This is a genomic window from Marinicella gelatinilytica, from assembly GCF_026410405.1.
GTDB classification, from domain to species: Bacteria; Pseudomonadota; Gammaproteobacteria; order Xanthomonadales; family Marinicellaceae; genus Marinicella; species Marinicella gelatinilytica.
Map to the genome: position 1 here is coordinate 37,295 of NZ_JAPMLN010000003.1, position 16,661 is coordinate 53,955.

Here is a 16,661-nt window from a genome sequence, read left to right on the forward strand (position 1 = left end):
AATAAATTCGTAAGATAATAGGCATTGATTTTTTTGGGGCAAATGAATGAAAGTTAGTTTACGATTTATTTTATTAACCGCTGTTTTGTTTATTCAAGCATGTAGCAGCAGTAGTAATGCACCGCGAGCAACCGATGCACCACCAGCCACCAATCCTGATGGCAGTGTGGTTACCGGAGTCATCACAGCGGTATTTGATCCGGCTTCCGGTGATCCCACCAAATTGCCGATTCCAACCAATTTGTTTTTAAGCGGTACCACTGATTTAACCTTAAACATACCGGTGGCAGACCCAACCGACTATTCCGACCCATTGGTGGCATTGAATGGTTTGGACGGTTTTAGTACAGTGGCACCCTGGGCCACTAATTTTTCAGTACCTGTTGCCCCTGCCAGTGTGAACCCAAACAGTATCAAGGTTTATCAAGTCAAGTTAACGGGCCCAGGTGGTGCCGTAACCGGCGTTGAAAAGCAGCTTGTGTTTGGTCAGGATTATGTGGCTGTTGGTAATGACAAGAGTGTCAATATTGTGCCATTAAAACCACTTCAGGAACTGACCTCCTATATGGCTGTTATCACCAACGGTGTGACAGACAGTGATGGCAATGCCGCCACCCCAAGTCAAACTTATTTTATTGCCAAGCGGACATCGCCTTTGATTGATGACAATGGTCAAAGTACCGATCCATTATTGGATGATGCCACGGCCAATGCTTTAGAGCCACTGCGACGATTGACCAATGCCCAAGAAGCGGCTGCCGCTTCGCAGGGCGTCAATCCCGATAACATTGTGTTGTCATGGACCATGACCACGCAATCTATCTCCAAGGCTTTATCAGCGGTACAAAGTATTTCCGGTAGTACCTCAACCACATTGGTTTCTACACAGCAAAACACCTCTGCACCGCCTATTAATGGTGCCGGTATTGCCGATATTTATATGGGTATTATGGCGACACCTTATTACTTAGGGGCGCCATCGCAAAGCAACCCAACGGCTCCTTTAAATACATTTTGGAAAGCTGCACCCGGTGGTTATGTGCCGCCTTTTGACGCTTTTGGTTTAGATCCGACATCACAACATGTGACATTAGCTAATCCGGTTCCAGTGGCCAATTCAATGCAGCAAATCCCTGTCTTAATGACTGTGCCTAATGCAAATTCTGGTATAAGTAAACCGGCAGCAGGTTGGCCGATAATGATATTTCAGCATGGCATCACCAGAAATCGGACCGATATGTTGGCGTTAGCGGATACCATGGCGTCCATCGGTTATGCTGTGGTGGCCATTGATTTACCGCTTCACGGTATTACTGATCCGGTTAATAATGGTTTTTATATTGGCAACACACCTTTTGGCACGTTAGCTTCTGAGCGAACATTTGATGTGGATTACACCGATAATGCGTCAGGTGCCCCGGGCGCTGACGGTATGATTGATTCTTCCGGTGCCCATTTTATTAACTTGCAGAATTTATTGGTGTCTCGGGATAATGTACGCCAAGGTGTGGCAGATTTATTTACCTTGACAGCCAACATACCTTTTATGGATATTGATGGTGATCAGGCTGGTGACTTCGACAGCAGTCAAGTGAGCTTTGCCGGACAATCTTTAGGCGCCATGACCGGTATTGATTACCTGGCCTTTAGCCCGAATGTTGACAGTGCGGTGTTATCAGCACCAGGTGGTGGTATTGCCAATCTGTTACTGGGCTCACCCACGTTTGGACCGAGAATTATTGCCGGTTTAGCTGCTGCCGGTGTCGAGCAGGGCACCACTTCATTTAACCTGTTTATGCTGGCTACTCAAACAGTCATTGATTCCGCTGACCCTATTAACCATGGTGCTAAAGCCAGTATGGAGAACAACATCTTATTGCACGAAATAATTGGTGATCAAGTCATTACCAACCGAGTTGCCGGCGCGCCATTGTCTGGTACCGAGCCTTTGATTTCGGTGATGGGATTAACTTCCTATTCTGAGTCAGCTTTTGATGCCGCCGGTATCGATGGCGTGGTTCGTTTTATTGAAGGTGATCATGGTAGCTTACTGTCACCGGCCGCATCACTTGCTGCGACCCGAGAAATGCAACGACAATTAGCTGCATTCCAAGCCACTGAAGGCACCACTGTCAATATTAATGACACCAGTGTGGTGCAATAGGAGGCCGGTATGACTAATCAAATTAAAAAGTGTGGAGCAACAAATATGACTCACAAAAAACAAATTCGCATTAAGCCGCTTAAAGCTGCGATGATGCTGGCTGCCTTAACTGCCTCGTCAGGAGTTATGGCAAAAACCTGGTATAAGGATGACTTAACCTTTAGTATCGATACCACCATTTCTTATGGTGCGTCGGTTCGGGTGCAAGAGCGGGATGACCGATTAATCGGAAAGTCGAACTTAAATCCATTTGTCGGTGTTAATCTGACAGAAGGCCGTTCAAGTACGTTGGAGGAGCGCATTGCGGCTCCCGGTCGTTGGTCCATCAACTCAGATGATGGTAATCTGAATTATGATGATGGTGATTTATTCTCAAATGCCATTAAATTAACCAGTGATATTGCCTTTTCATATAATTCCTGGGGTGGTTTTTTCCGTATTAATTATTTTTATGATTTTGAAAATGCGGACCGCGAAGATTTATCGCCGACCGCCAGAGAGTTTGTCGGTGAAAATTTCCGGTTACTCGATGCCTTTGTTTATAAAAATTTCGATATCGGTAACCAATTTGCCTCTGTACGATTAGGTCGTCAAGTGGTCAGTTGGGGTGAATCCACGTTTATTCAGCAAGGTATTAACGTTATTAACCCAATTGATGTCTCAAAAATTCGTGTCGCAGGTGCAGAATTAAAAGAAGCCTTCTTGCCCATTGATATGATTACGTTTTCAACAAGTTTGACTGACAATTTGTCGATGGAAGCGTTATATCTATTTGAATTTGAACAAACTGACCCGGATCCGGCAGGTACGTATTTCGGTACCAATGACTTCGCCACACCCGGCGGTGAATATGTGGCTTTAGGTTTTGGTATTATTCCGGAATATTCGTTGCTACCATATTTACAATCAATTCCTGGAGCGGAAGCTTTGGCAGCACAAACCAGAGACTTTTCAATTCAACGAAGAAATGTCGCTGGTGCAAGTGATGATGGTCAATACGGAATTTCTTTTAAATACTATTCCGAACCCCTTAATAACACGGAGTTTGGTTTTTATTATTTGAATTATCATTCAAGGTTACCGTTAATCAGTGGTATCGCTTTGGGTGATCCGAATCGTGGAACCAGTCCGTCAACACCAAACTCTGGGGCTTACTTCACTGAATACCCTGAAGACATTAATTTGTATGGCTTAAGTTTTAGTACCACCATTAATAGTATCGGCTGGGCTTTACAAGGTGAATTATCCTATCGGGATAATGTGCCGTTACAACTCGATGATGTGGAAGTACTGTTTGCGGCTTTATCGCCTTTAAACCCTTTGATTGAAGCACCTTACAACAGATTCCAATCGCAATTAGGTGATTACGAGCCTCAAGACTACATTCGTGGTTGGGAACGACATAAGGTGTCTCAACTTCAATTCACCGGTACCAAATTATTTGGTCCTAATAATTTCTTTAAAACCGACTCCATTGCATTTATTGCAGAAGTTGGTTTTACCAATGTTTGGGATTTACCGAATCAAGATGTTATGCGTTATAACGGTCCCGGTACTGATACCGGCGGCGGACCTTCAGAGGAATCCGGTGGTAATGGCCGAAACCCTGTGACGGAGCCATCTTCAGGCTTTGCCACAGCCTTTTCTTGGGGCTATCGCATGGCAGCAAGATTTGACTACTTAGGGGCCTTTGGATCATCTTGGAATATTTCACCACGTATTGCTTTTAATCATGATGTTAATGGCACCACGCCAGGACCTGGCGGGAACTTTATTGAAGGTGTTAAGTCTTTAACATTTGGTGTCAATGGTGTTTACTTAGAAAAATTAAGTGCAGATTTAAGCTATACTAATTTTTCAGGCGGTGGCATTCATAACCTCATTGGCGACAGAGACTTTGTGTCCTTTAACATTAAATATTCATTCTAAGATAGGTACTATTCTATGAAACGATTAACCAAAACAATCATTACCGGCTTAACCGGCTTGACCATGGCAATGTCTGTGGCTTATGCCGGACCTAAGCCGGATCAAATCGAGCGTTTATCTAACGATTTAACGCCAATGGGTTCTGTACGTGCCGGCAATGAAGCGGGAACGATTCCGGCCTGGACCGGTGGTATTACTGAACCACCTGCGGGTTATCAGCCGGGTGATCATCATCCTGATCCGTTTGCTGATGATAAGGTTTTATTCACCATTGACAGCAGCAATTATCAGGAGTATCGAGATCAGTTATCGGTGGGTCAAATCGCCATGTTCGAACGTTATCCTGAAACCTTTAAAATGCCGGTGTATACAACCCGACGAAGTGCTTCGTTTCCTGAACGTATCTATGAGAAAACCATCGAAAATGGTAAAACCGGTACTTTAGTGGCTAATGGTGAAGGGGTTGAAAATGTGGCTGAAGGATTTCCGTTCCCATTCCCTGAAAATGCCTATGAATTGATGTTCAATCATAAATTAAAGTATAAAGGCAGTGGCGGCGTTCGCTATAACAATCAAGCTGCGGTTACCACTTCAGGTAATTATACGTTGGTCAGATTAAGAGAAGAATTATTCGCTAAATATTATATGCCCGGCAAAACCATTGCTGACATTGATAATATCTTACTGTATTTCTATCAGGTGGTTGAAGCACCGGCTCGATTAGCTGGTGAGATTTTGTTGGTGTATGAAACCATGAACCAAACAGAATCACCACGTAAAGCCTGGATTTATAACCCCGGTCAGCGTCGTGTTAGACGTGCACCAAATGTGGCCTATGATAATCCGGGTACAGCATCTGATGGTTTAAGAACCAGTGACATGATTGACATGTTTAACGGTGCCATGGATCGTTTTACTTGGGAATTTGTGGGTACCAAAGAAATGTATGTGCCTTATAATTCATATAAAGCGCACAGCAGTGACTCAATCATTGGCGATATGATTAAACCTGGTCATTTAGATCCGGACTATATGCGCTATGAATTACACCGTGTGCATGTGGTTGATGCCAAATTACGTGATGGTTTCCGTCATATTAATAGCCGCAGAACGTTTTATTTAGATGAAGACAGTTATCAAATTCTGTTAATTGATCATTATGACAGTCGTGGTGATATCTGGCGCTTCTCTGAAGCTCATAGCATCAATTACTATGATGTGCCTACTTTTTGGTCAACAGTGGAATCTCATCATGATTTACAATCCGGCCGATACATTGCGGTTGGTTTAGATAACCAAGACCAAGTGAATACCTTTAATTCACCTTTGGATGAAAGTAATTATTCACCAAGTGCCTTACGTAAGCGTGGACGAAGATAACCCTCGTCAGCTAAAGGCTTAAAAAAAAGGCCATAGGCATTAGCCTTTGGCCTTTTTTCATTATAAACATACCTCATAGGGGACATTATGATTATAAAAAACACATGTAAACTTGTTGTCTTCGTGTTGTTGACAATGAGCCCGCTGTTGTCTGCACAAGAAGTCAGCAAAGTCATGCCATTAGCTGATGAAGTGCTGATACTTTCTGTGACAAACTTAGGCAATGAATTAGTGGCTGTTGGCGAACATGGTCATGTTTTAAAAAGTTCAGATCAGGGTGAAACATGGCGCCAAATTGAAAATGTACCTGTTAATATTTTATTGACCAAAGTGTTTTCCGTGAAGCAATTAGTATGGGCTGTCGGTCATGATGCCACCATCATTCACAGTAGCGACGGTGGTGAAACATGGACATTGCAATTTTATGACCCAGATCGTCAAATGCCCTTATTGTCTGTGTATTTTATAGATGCTGAAAATGGTTTTGCGATAGGTGCTTATGGCACCATTATGACCACCTATGATGGCGGTGAAAACTGGGAAGATGATTTAATTCATGATGAACTTGATTACCATCTGAATGATATAACCATGGCAAATGATGGTCATTTATATGTGGCGGGGGAGGCTGGTTACGGATTCATCAGTGCCGATTTAGGCGATACCTGGCAAGCCATTGAATTGCCTTACCCGGGATCAATGTTTGGTGTTCTGGGATTGCAGGATGAGGTTATTATGTTTGGGCTCAGGGGGCATGTGTTGTCGTCCATCGATCAAGGTCAGTCATGGCAAGAGATTCCCAATAAAAATTTAAGTAGTTTATTCGGTGGTGACCTGTTAGATGAAAATTCAGCGATAATGGTCGGTGCAAACGGCGCGCGTGTTATCTATAAGGACAGGCAATTAACCACCTTGTCGGGTAGTTCAGCGCTAGAAATTGGAGATGACTATGCTGATGTATTGATATTGGATAATGGCCAAAAATTATTGCTGTTCGGCGAAGAAGGCAGTGATATCCAATCCTTAGCAAAACCATAAATAGAGACAACTATGAACGATATGACGACTAAAACCACATTGACTGAACGATTGGCCAACGGTTTATTTGGTGCCAAAAAAGTATTATTAGGTTTGTTGTTTGTGGCCACCTTGGTCATGGCTTGGTTTGCTTCACAGTTACAAGTTGATGCTGGGTTTGAAAAACAATTACCTTTAAACCATGAATATATGCAGACATTCATGGAGCATACCGAGTTTCGTGGTGCAAACAGAATATTGGTCGCCCTGATTGATGACAGTGGTGATATGTTCAATGAGCCGTTTTTTAACAAATTCGAACAACTTACTGACGATGTTTATTACATCACCGGTGTTTATCGACCCAGTGTTAAATCAATTTTTACACCCAATGTGCGATTTGTGGAAGTGGTTGAAGATGGTTTTGCCGGTGGCAATGTGATTCCTTCGGACTATGTGCCCAATGAAGACATGTTTAAAACTATACGCGCAAATATAGTCAAAGCCGGCATTGTTGGACGTTTAGTGGCTGCGGATTTTAACGGCGCCATGATTTGGGCGGATTTACAAGAAATTAACCCTGAAACCGGTGATAAAATCGATTACCAGAAAGTGGCTGGAGAATTAGAAGCACTGCGCCAAAAGTATGAAGGTAACGGACAAACTGTACATATTATTGGTTTTGCTAAAGTTATTGGTGATGTAGCTGCCGGTGCTAAATCAGTGCTGTATTTCTTTGCGTTGGCAATTTTCATCACGGCACTATTATTGTTTTGGTATTCAAAAAACTGGAAACTGACACTGTTTCCGATTTTATGTTCTTTGGTGGCTGTCATTTGGCAAATGGGTGCCTTGAAAATGATGGGCATGGGTATCGACCCGATGAATATCTTAACGCCATTTTTAATCTTTGCCATTGGCGTTAGTCATGGGGTGCAAATGATTTCACGATGGACCAATGATCTGGTGCAACAATCGGGTACAAAAGACACGCAACATGCGGCCAAAGCGGCCTTTATGGCTTTATTGGTTCCCGGTATGATTGCCTTACTGTCAGATACCATCGGTTTTGCCACCATATACTTTATTAAAATTGAAATTATTCAAGAGTTAGCCATCACTGCCACTGTTGGTGTGGCCTTAATCATCATTACAAATTTGGTGTTATTGCCGCTGCTTTTGTACGGTATGAAGGTCAAAAATATGGATGCTTTTGTGTCTAAATTTGAAGCCAAGAACCACAAAACAAAAATTTGGGATGGCCTGTCTAAGTTTGCTAAAAATCCGTTGGCCACCACAGCTGTTGTGATCGCCATCGTGCTGTTTGTATTTGGTTACTTTAAAAGTGAACAAATGCAAATTGGCGACTCTGAAGCTGGTGTGCCTGAGTTGCGTGCTGACTCACGTTATAATCAAGATGCCATGACTATCAGTGATGAGTTTTCGTTGGGTGTTGATATGATCAATGTTATTGTTGAGACCCCACCATCTGCCTGTACTGAAAGCTATCAGGTGATGAGCACCATTGATGACTTTGCTTGGACCATGGAAAATATAACAGGCGTACAACAGGTCATTACTTTGGCAGATGTCAGTAAAATCATAACCGCAGGATGGAATGAAGGTAATCCGAAATGGCGGGAGATATCGCGAAATAACTACGTCATGCGCCAATCGTTATCAGGTGTTGACACGTCAACGGGATTACTTAATCGTGATTGCAGTGTCATGCCGGTAACGATATTTACCGAAGATCATAAAGCCAGCACCATCAACCGTGTGGTGGCTGCTGTTAAAGACTATCAGCAAGCTCACCCACCTGAGTTAGACGATAATGGCGAATTGATTGATGGCTCGGTTCGTTTCCGATTAGCCACCGGTAATGCCGGCGTTATGGCCGCCACCAATGACGTTGTTAAAAGCGCTCAAATGCCAATGCTTATCATGGTTTATGGTGCCGTTATTTTATTGTGCTTAATCACATTTCGATCGATAGCCGGCACTTTGAGTATTGTAATTCCACTGGCACTGGTGTCTTTACTGGCGTATGCGTTAATGGCCTTTTTAGGGATTGGTTTAAAAGTGAATACATTACCAGTGGTGGCCTTGGGTGTGGGAATTGGCGTTGATTATGGTATTTATATCTTCAGTCGACTACAAAATTTACTCAATAAAGGTTTGAATCTGGTCGATGCTTATCGTGAAACCCTTAGATTGACCGGTAAAGCGGTACTATTTACTGCACTGACTTTGGGTATTGGGGTGGGTACCTGGATATTTAGCGATTTACAGTTCCAAGCGGATATGGGTATTTTATTGGCCTTTATGTTTATTGTTAATATGATTGGTGCTTTGTTATTATTACCTGCTCTGGCATATTGGTTGATGCCCAAATCTCGCTAACGAAAAAACTGATTGTGGTCACTTGGAAAGGTGATTACAATCAGTTGTTTCCGAACTGAATAAAACGAATCTTACAATGGCTGATTTTTTGCTGATTCATATAGATAATCAATTCAATGTCACGCAAGTTATCACCTATGACACGACCCAAAATACCGCCCAGAAACTACCTAAGGAAGAATTCAGTTCAACCTTACCCAGTCAAGTTAATGTCACTATTCTGGTGCCGGCTTCATGGGTCTATTTGACCAGCACTCAAGTGGCCAGTCGTTCATCCGAAATTCTGCAAAAAACCATTCCATTTAGTATTGAAGATGAGTTGATCAATGAGGTGGATGACAATTACTATGCGTGGCAAGCACGGTCAGAGCATCTACAAAGTGTGGCTGTTATCAGCAAAGATAAGCGTCATCAGATTAATGATTTTATTAAAAAACATAATTTAACTGTTACTGGCATATACAGTGAGGCTGTCTTTTGTCCGGCTAAAGAAAATCATTTAAGTCTTTGGCAGGAAAATCAGCGAATATTATTACGTTTTGGTCCTGAGGCTTCTATGCAGTGTCAGGAACAACAAATGCCAGAATTAATTCAGGCATTTGGAAAAAATTGTACACATTTACTGACCAATAAACCGGATATCGCTGTTGCCAGTCAATTTGAAACAGTGACAAATTTATCATTAACTGACTGTTGTGCAAATTTACTGTCGGGTAATGAAGTTAATTTGTACCGGGGTGAGGACCAAGATAACGAACGCCAAACACAATCCATAACTTGGCTAAAGCCGTTGCTGGCGGCATCATTCTTAATCATTAGCTGGCTGATAATCAATGTCTACCAGTGGTGGCAGCTATCAACTGAAATCAAAGATTTAAGATCTCAACAGCAACAAATTTTAGCGGACAAATTTAATGATCTTTCAGCCACAGAGCAACGCGATCCTTTCGCGGCCATGCAGTCACGGCTGAAGCAAGTCAACAACGAAAATCAGCCGAACAGTATTTTACTCGACAGCTTGTATTTTTTAGGGGAAGCCAGGCAACAACACCAAGAAATAGAAATAAAAAATATTCGTCTATTTGACAATAATTTGGAAATTCAAGTGACTGCACCGAGCATTAGTCGTATTAACGACTATCGACAAGCGTTACAAAACCAAGCGGTTGATTACCGTGTTAATATTGGTGTTAACGAATTAACCGATGGTTATTATCAATCCATAATTACTATAAAGCCCCGATGAAGTCATTTATATCTCAATTAAGTGAACGTGAAAGAACGCTGCTGATGTATGGCGGCTTGATAGTCTTAGTGGTGTTACTCTGGCTGTTGATTTTTCAACCAGTATCCGATTATATTACACGTCAAGCAGCGCTGAGAATGGAGTTACAACAACAGCTGAACAGCATGCAACAAGCCAGTCAACGGCTCATTGGCCAACAAACACAAACAATTCAGTCACTGCCTGAGGATAAAACATTTTCAGCCTGGTTAGACAGTGAGCTTATACAGCTGAACTTACAACAATCAGTAAAACGTTCAGAGCCCGTAGATGAACAAACAGTTACTTTGTGGTTAGAGTCGGTGCCTTTCGATCAAATGGCTGATTGGTTACAGTTAATTTATCAGAATTTTGGTGTGGTGGTTGATCAAGCAGATATTAATGTCACTGATCGGACCACGGGGCTGGTCACCATTCGTATGCGGATAACAAAATCATGAAAAGTACCACAGATCGAATCATTGGATTAATTAAATGGCTGTTAATTTTAGCGGTCATCATTGTTTTACTATTGGCTGTATTGCCATTGCGTTGGTATTATGACTATGCCAGCGATTATTTTAAGCCTGTGGTGCTGCGCGATGTATCAGGTTCAGTCATTAAAGGTGAAGCCGGCGCTTTACGATATGATGTCATACCTCTTGGTCAAGCTGAATGGCTACTTTATCCCGGTTCCCTGAAGGGCATTGGCGGTCGTGTCAGGTTGCATGATGAGCAATATGATTTAACTTTTAAGCTCAAAGAGATTAATCAAAATCAAGCCAAGATTAAGCAAGTAACCGGCTATCTAAACTGGGCATATTTACAACCTTATTTACAGATTAAACAAGGTCGATTTGATGGTTACTGGCAGTTTGCTATAGATCAGTTGGTTTATAGTAAACAAACCGGAATTGAACGATTGAATGGTCAAGTTATCTTAAAAGATTTTCAACTTTTGGCGCCCAATCAAATGCCTTTGGGTGAGGTTAAAATAGATCTTGAAACAAAAAGTGCGGGTGTCATCGCCGGCACCATAAGTTCAAATTCAGATCGTTTGACGGTGTCCGGTGCTTTTTATATTCAGCCAAACCGATGGCAACTGAATGTTGATATTGTGCCGAAACCGGGCTTCTATCAACTTAATTCAGCTTTGCAGGGTGTCGGTGATCCGCGACCGGGTGGCGGTCGGCGACTTAATCGTGCCGGGTTTTATTAAGTTTTTATAGGTTGCTTATTTCTTTGTGACCATAAAATCCACAGACCGTAAGCGATAATCGGTAAAGTCAGAATATGACCCATGGTCATCCAATCAAAGGCAATAAAGCCCCGGTTGGCATCCGGCTCACGGAAAAATTCCACAAAAAAGCGACTAAAACCATAACTCAGTAAAAATACCGCTGACGCGGTACCGCGTTTACGCGCGAAATGAGCCGCAACCCAAACCACCACAAAAGTGACAATACCCTCTAAAAAGGCTTCGTATAAAGGTGAAGGGTGACGTGCAAACACATTTAGCTGACCTTGTTGATAAAGTTGTTGCCATGTGTCTTGGCCAATAATGTCAGGTTGTTTGCTGTATGGTAGGGATTGTGGAAAAATCATGGCCCAAGGCTGATCAGTTATTCGTCCCCACAATTCACCATTAATAAAGTTACCCATTCTAACTGAAGCAATCCCCAGAGGTGTTAAAGGCGCCACAAAGTCACTAACTTCATAAAAGGTTTTGTTGGTTTTGTTTTTAAAATAAACCAAAGCCAACAACACACCGGCCAATCCTCCGTGAAAGGACATACCGCCTTCCCATACCTTAAACAATAACAACGGGTCGCTGCTAAAACCTGTGTCATTATAAAATAAGTACCAGCCGATACGACCGCCTAACACCACCCCAAGTGCGCCATAAAAGATAACATCTGATAGTTGTTGTTTGTTCCAACCAGTGTGATATTTTCTGATGCGGTAACGACCCAATAGATAAAATAAACCAAAACCGACTAAATAAGTGATTCCGTACCAGTGGATGTCCAATGGGCCTAAATTGATAAAAATGGGGTCAAAATCCACCACATAAGGTAAATTTTGTTCAGCAGATACTGCAGATTGCATGGTTGTCTAATGGTGTCATTAAATGTGCCTATTTTGCCATGAAAGAATAATCAATTCAGGACTATTTGCAAATGTGGTACAGATTAAAAATAAGCGCGACTGTGGCGATAAATATCCCATCACGAATTAACGATGGTTTGTGTTAAAATCTTTAGTCAATCTGCATTTGGTTAAGTGGAGTAAAGTGTATCGTAGATACCATGATTATCAATCAGTACATGATGCTCATCGAAAGTAAGTGCAATTCGCAACGGTGAACCGGCAGCTATTTGTTAGCACATAAGCAGGCATTGTTTTTATAAGATTGTTCAAAAGAGGTTATTTATATGAATCAAGCATTTATCCCTTTGCTGGTCGGCGGTTTTGGTCTGCTGATGGCGTTAATTATATTTTTAAAAGTTCTCAAGTTACCGGCGGGCACCGGTAAAGTAAAAGAGATTGCAGATCAAATTCATGCCGGTGCCATGGTCTTTATGCGCCGTGAATACACGATTTTATTTTCATTTGTGGCCATTTTATTTATTGGGTTATACATCGGTTTTGGTACTTGGCAAACACCATTTTCCTTTATTGTGGGTGCGTTATGTTCAGCCATTGCCGGATATTTTGGCATGTTTTCAGCCACCAAAGCCAATGTCAGAACCACGGTGGCCGCCAATGAAAAAGGCCAGGCTGCGGCTTTATCTGTGGCCTTTTATGGTGGTTCCATTATGGGCTTAACCGTTGCCGCGATGGGTCTATTGGGATTAGGTTTGTTGTATTATTTATTTGGTACCGATCATGAAACTGTGCATGCCATTCACGGTTTTGGTATGGGGGCTTCTGTGGTGGCGCTGTTTTCACGTGTCGGTGGGGGAATATTTACCAAGAGTGCCGATGTTGGTGCAGATTTAGTGGGTAAAATAGAAGCAGGCATCCCCGAAGATGATCCCCGTAATCCGGGTGTTATTGCAGATAATGTGGGTGACAACGTGGGTGATGTGGCGGGTATGGGTTCTGATATTTTTGAATCGTACTGCGGTGCCATGATTGCTTGTATAGCGATTGCTTCGACCATGTCAGTGCCAATTTACCAGCAAATTGCAGAACGTCAACAGGATTTGATGTTTTTGCCATTGGCTTTAGCATCAGTGGGTCTGATTTGTTCGGTTTTGGGTATATTTATCGTCAAATTAGCCAGCGGCCAAAAACCCGATGTGGCTTTACGTATGGGGACCATAGGTGCCACCATTATATTTATTATCGCAGCCTACTTTTTAATGGCTTACTTGGCCATTAATAATCATGTCTGGCAGTGTGTTGTGTTGGGCGCGGCCGGTGGTATTTTGATTGGTTTAGTCACAGAATATTATACTGGCGGAAAACCGGTTCGTGATATTGCCAAAGACGGAGAAACTGGACCTGCCACAGTTTTGATTTCTGGTTTGGCTGTTGGTATGGAATCGGTGGTGGTTCCGGTGATAACCTTAGCTGCCATTATATTTGGTACCTCTTTATTGTTACCGGAGGGTGCCGGTGTATATGGTGTCGGTATTGCGGCTGTTGGGATGTTGGCAACAGTGGGTATTACCATGGCCATTGATGCCTACGGCCCTGTAGCTGATAATGCCGGCGGTATTGCTGAGATGGCTGAGATGGGGCCTGAAACGCGTGCCATAACAGACGGTTTAGACGAAGTTGGTAACACAACAGCTGCCATCGGAAAGGGTTTTGCCATAGGCGCAGCCGGTTTAGCCGCGTTAGCGATTATTGCCGCCTTTATTGAAGTTATCAGTAACAGTGTTCCCGGTTTTGCGCTTAATATTTCTGACCCAAGGGTCTTAATGGGTATGTTTTTAGGCGGTATTTTCCCATTCTTGGTATCGGCAATGACCATGCGCGCAGTGGGTGATGCCGCTTTTGACATGATTAAAGAAATCCGGCGTCAATTTAAAGAAATTCCCGGCTTAATGGAAGGCACAGCAAAACCTGATAGTGACAAGTGTGTGGATATTGCCACCACGGCGGCTTTAAAGCGCATGGTAGCGCCTGGTTTACTGGCTGTATTGTCACCGATAGTGGTGGGTTTTGTATTTGGAGCTGCTACATTAGGTGGCATGCTTGGTGGGGCTTTGATTACTTGTGTGCTACTGGCACTAACCATGGCTAATGCAGGTGGCGCTTGGGATAATGCCAAAAAATTTGTCGAAAAGGGTAACTTTGGCGGTAAAGGTTCAACCGCACATACTGCCACTGTGGTGGGTGATACTGTTGGTGATCCTTTCAAAGACACGTCAGGACCTGCGATGAACATTCTCATCAATGTGATGGCCATTGTTTCATTAGTGATTGCCCCATTGTTAGCTAAAATGCCCGGTGGTATTTTTGCATAAAGATAATCATCTGTTTGCGAGGATATTAAATATTTATCCTCGCAAACAAGGTTCTTCAAGTGAGTAAGCGGAGTTAGGGTGGGGTTTCACTTAAGTTTTTATAAGCCTGGACAATTCATCTTTCATAGTGGAGCCCGTTCTGACCGCGCTTATATTATAGAAAAAGGTACAGTGGAAATACTGACTGATCATAATGAAACCATCCATTCTTTGTCAGTGGGTGAGTTATTTGGGGAAATGGGGGTATTAGATCAATCGGTACGATCTACTGCGGCACGGGCTAAAACCCAAGTTACCTTATTAGAAATTAAACCCGGTCAAATTACTGATCGCTTGACAGAGACCGATCCCATAATACGTGCTTTAATCGGCGTTTTGTTAAAACGTTTGCGGGCTTTACTACCGAGAAATAATAACCAGACTGATGATCTGCTGTCTCATGTGGCTTCTGTTATTGAAAAAAGTGGATTATCAAAATTCAGACTGGAAAGTGAACTAAGAACGGCCATCAATGAAGGTAAAGTACTTACCGTGTTTCAGCCGATAGTGGATCTCACGAATCATCAAATCTATGGGTTTGAGGCCTTAAGTCGTTGGCAGCATCCAAAGCTTGGTGTTATGTCGCCATTTGAGTTTATTTCTTTGGCTGAAGAAACGGACATGATTATTGAGGTGGGGTCCTTGGTTTTTAATCGAGCCATTGATTTGCTGTCACAATTACCGGATTCGATTTTTATCAACATCAATGTATCGGCAAAACAGTTGAATGATAAACAATTTTTACCCGGATTATCACGACAATTAAAAGCCAGTGATATTCAGCCGAATCGGTTGAAGTTGGAAATCACAGAGACCATGATGGTTGACACCGTAATGGCTCAGCACTGGATTACACAATGTCATCAGTCGGGATTTCGTGTCTGCGCTGATGATTTTGGTACCGGTTATTCAGGCTTACAACAATTGCTTTCGTTGCCTTTCGACGTGTTAAAAATAGATCAGGTATTCATTCAGGGATTATTATCTGAACAGGTTAACCAAATATTGGTAGAAGCCATGGTCTCGTTGGCAAAAAAATTAGGTATGAAATTGGTGGCAGAGGGCGTTGAAGATGAACAACAACATAAATTACTCAAGCAATTGGAAGTCGATTTTGGCCAAGGTTATTATTACGGCAAAGCCATGTCAAAATCGGAGATTTTGACCCGTTCTGATAGACTTTTTAGTGATTAGCTCATATTCTCTTTGCTTTTTAAGTCGATTTTCATAAAATATTCACCGTGGGTAAGTGTCGCTACTTTAACGAAGCCTGGTCAAAGCTTCTGTAGCGACCATGGACAATTTATGTGCGTACGCATATAAATTGTCGTTGTTGACCGGATATTTTATCCGGTCAACCTTTTCTGTGCCTGTATTGTCTAAATATCTCACTTATCTGAATGAACGCCAACGGTTCATCATCGATTCATTTAAAACCGATAAACTGATACTTATTTAACGGGAAATAATGTCATGAAATATCAGATTCTTATTATTGGTTTATTGTTCAGCGGTCTTTCCATGGCGCAACGTTATGATAACAATGTCGCTTATGGTAAAGTGATAGAAGTTCGTCCTGTTTATGAACGCGTTTCTATTCCTGAACGCCAACGGGTTTGTGAACGTCCACAATATCGTGAACCACGCGCCAACACCGGTGGTGCCATTTTAGGTGGTATTATTGGTGGTGTTTTAGGCAATCAGATTGGTGGCGGTTCCGGCCGTGATGCGGCCACTGCGGTGGGGGTGATTGCCGGTGCAACTGTTGGTGCTAACCAGCCATCACATCGTCAACAACGTCCACGTTGTTACACTGACACCCGTTACCGAGAAGAGCGTCAATTAAGTGGTTATGATGTGACTTATGAATACCAAGGTCAATGGTATGATACCTTTATGACCCGCCATCCTGGTGACCGTGTTCGCTTGGCGGTGGATGTTCAAGTCATCGAATAAGCTGTTATTTAACACCTTAGGAAACCCC

General features: G+C 42.6%; 12 protein-coding genes. 11 read left to right on the forward strand and 1 reads right to left on the reverse strand.

Annotation, left to right across the window (positions count from 1 at the left end):
* Positions 1-46 precede the first annotated feature (46 nt).
* The 8 genes from OS173_RS02745 to gspN all read left to right on the forward strand — a co-directional run bounded on the left by OS173_RS02745 (position 47) and on the right by gspN (position 11,376).
* Positions 47-2,164: an Ig-like domain-containing protein gene (locus OS173_RS02745; RefSeq protein WP_267182746.1), complete on the forward strand. Its 2,118-nt coding sequence runs from the start codon at positions 47-49 to the stop codon at positions 2,162-2,164.
* 45 nt (positions 2,165-2,209) lie between these two features.
* A complete protein-coding gene (locus OS173_RS02750; protein WP_267182747.1) occupies positions 2,210-4,093 on the forward strand; it encodes a DUF1302 domain-containing protein in 1,884 nt (627 codons plus the stop codon).
* Between the two features lie 15 nt (positions 4,094-4,108).
* Entirely contained in the window at positions 4,109-5,473 is a 1,365-nt protein-coding gene (locus OS173_RS02755) for a DUF1329 domain-containing protein (protein ID WP_267182748.1), read from the forward strand.
* A gap of 87 nt (positions 5,474-5,560) precedes the next feature.
* Positions 5,561-6,511 carry a WD40/YVTN/BNR-like repeat-containing protein gene (locus OS173_RS02760; RefSeq protein WP_267182749.1) on the forward strand — a complete coding sequence of 317 codons (951 nt, stop codon included), beginning with the start codon at positions 5,561-5,563 and terminating at the stop codon, positions 6,509-6,511.
* 12 nt (positions 6,512-6,523) lie between these two features.
* Complete coding sequence (locus tag OS173_RS02765; RefSeq protein ID WP_267182750.1) at positions 6,524-8,893, forward strand: efflux RND transporter permease subunit; 2,370 nt, start codon at positions 6,524-6,526, stop codon at positions 8,891-8,893.
* Between the two features lie 76 nt (positions 8,894-8,969).
* Positions 8,970-10,139: a type II secretion system protein GspL gene (gspL, locus tag OS173_RS02770; RefSeq protein WP_267182751.1), complete on the forward strand. Its 1,170-nt coding sequence runs from the start codon at positions 8,970-8,972 to the stop codon at positions 10,137-10,139.
* Positions 10,136-10,618, forward strand: a complete 483-nt coding sequence (gene gspM, locus OS173_RS02775) for a type II secretion system protein GspM (protein ID WP_267182752.1) — start codon at positions 10,136-10,138, stop codon at positions 10,616-10,618. Before gspL ends, gspM begins: the two co-directional genes overlap by 4 nt.
* The gene (gene gspN, locus OS173_RS02780) at positions 10,615-11,376 is read left to right on the forward strand and encodes a type II secretion system protein N (protein ID WP_267182753.1); all 762 of its coding nucleotides are present in this window, start codon (positions 10,615-10,617) and stop codon (positions 11,374-11,376) included. The genes gspM and gspN overlap by 4 nt, the downstream gene beginning before the upstream one ends.
* Here gspN and lgt read toward each other — a convergent pair.
* Positions 11,373-12,266: a prolipoprotein diacylglyceryl transferase gene (lgt, locus tag OS173_RS02785; protein WP_267182754.1), complete on the reverse strand. Its 894-nt coding sequence runs from the start codon at positions 12,264-12,266 to the stop codon at positions 11,373-11,375. The two genes, gspN and lgt, sit on opposite strands and share 4 nt — an antisense overlap.
* Before the next feature lie 326 nt (positions 12,267-12,592).
* On the opposite strand from lgt, the gene OS173_RS02790 reads away from it, so the two are divergent.
* From OS173_RS02790 to OS173_RS02800, 3 genes are all read left to right on the forward strand, one after another.
* Entirely contained in the window at positions 12,593-14,638 is a 2,046-nt protein-coding gene (locus OS173_RS02790; RefSeq protein WP_267182755.1) for a sodium-translocating pyrophosphatase, read from the forward strand.
* Between the two features lie 78 nt (positions 14,639-14,716).
* Entirely contained in the window at positions 14,717-15,871 is a 1,155-nt protein-coding gene (locus OS173_RS02795; protein WP_267182756.1) for an EAL domain-containing protein, read from the forward strand.
* Between the two features lie 279 nt (positions 15,872-16,150).
* Positions 16,151-16,633, forward strand: a complete 483-nt coding sequence (locus OS173_RS02800; protein WP_267182757.1) for a glycine zipper 2TM domain-containing protein — start codon at positions 16,151-16,153, stop codon at positions 16,631-16,633.
* The last annotated feature ends 28 nt before the right edge of the window (positions 16,634-16,661 follow it).

Bases quoted from the DNA above. Each gene is read 5' to 3' on its own strand.
- OS173_RS02745 (WP_267182746.1), top strand. From the start codon at position 47: ATGAAAGTTAGTTTACGATTTATTTTATTAACCGCTGTTTTGTTTATT.
- OS173_RS02750 (WP_267182747.1), top strand. From the start codon at position 2,210: ATGACTCACAAAAAACAAATTCGCATTAAGCCGCTTAAAGCTGCGATG.
- OS173_RS02755 (WP_267182748.1), top strand. From the start codon at position 4,109: ATGAAACGATTAACCAAAACAATCATTACCGGCTTAACCGGCTTGACC.
- OS173_RS02760 (WP_267182749.1), top strand. From the start codon at position 5,561: ATGATTATAAAAAACACATGTAAACTTGTTGTCTTCGTGTTGTTGACA.
- OS173_RS02765 (WP_267182750.1), top strand. From the start codon at position 6,524: ATGAACGATATGACGACTAAAACCACATTGACTGAACGATTGGCCAAC.
- gspL (WP_267182751.1), top strand. From the start codon at position 8,970: ATGGCTGATTTTTTGCTGATTCATATAGATAATCAATTCAATGTCACG.
- gspM (WP_267182752.1), top strand. From the start codon at position 10,136: ATGAAGTCATTTATATCTCAATTAAGTGAACGTGAAAGAACGCTGCTG.
- gspN (WP_267182753.1), top strand. From the start codon at position 10,615: ATGAAAAGTACCACAGATCGAATCATTGGATTAATTAAATGGCTGTTA.
- lgt (WP_267182754.1), bottom strand. From the start codon at position 12,266: ATGCAATCTGCAGTATCTGCTGAACAAAATTTACCTTATGTGGTGGAT.
- OS173_RS02790 (WP_267182755.1), top strand. From the start codon at position 12,593: ATGAATCAAGCATTTATCCCTTTGCTGGTCGGCGGTTTTGGTCTGCTG.
- OS173_RS02800 (WP_267182757.1), top strand. From the start codon at position 16,151: ATGAAATATCAGATTCTTATTATTGGTTTATTGTTCAGCGGTCTTTCC.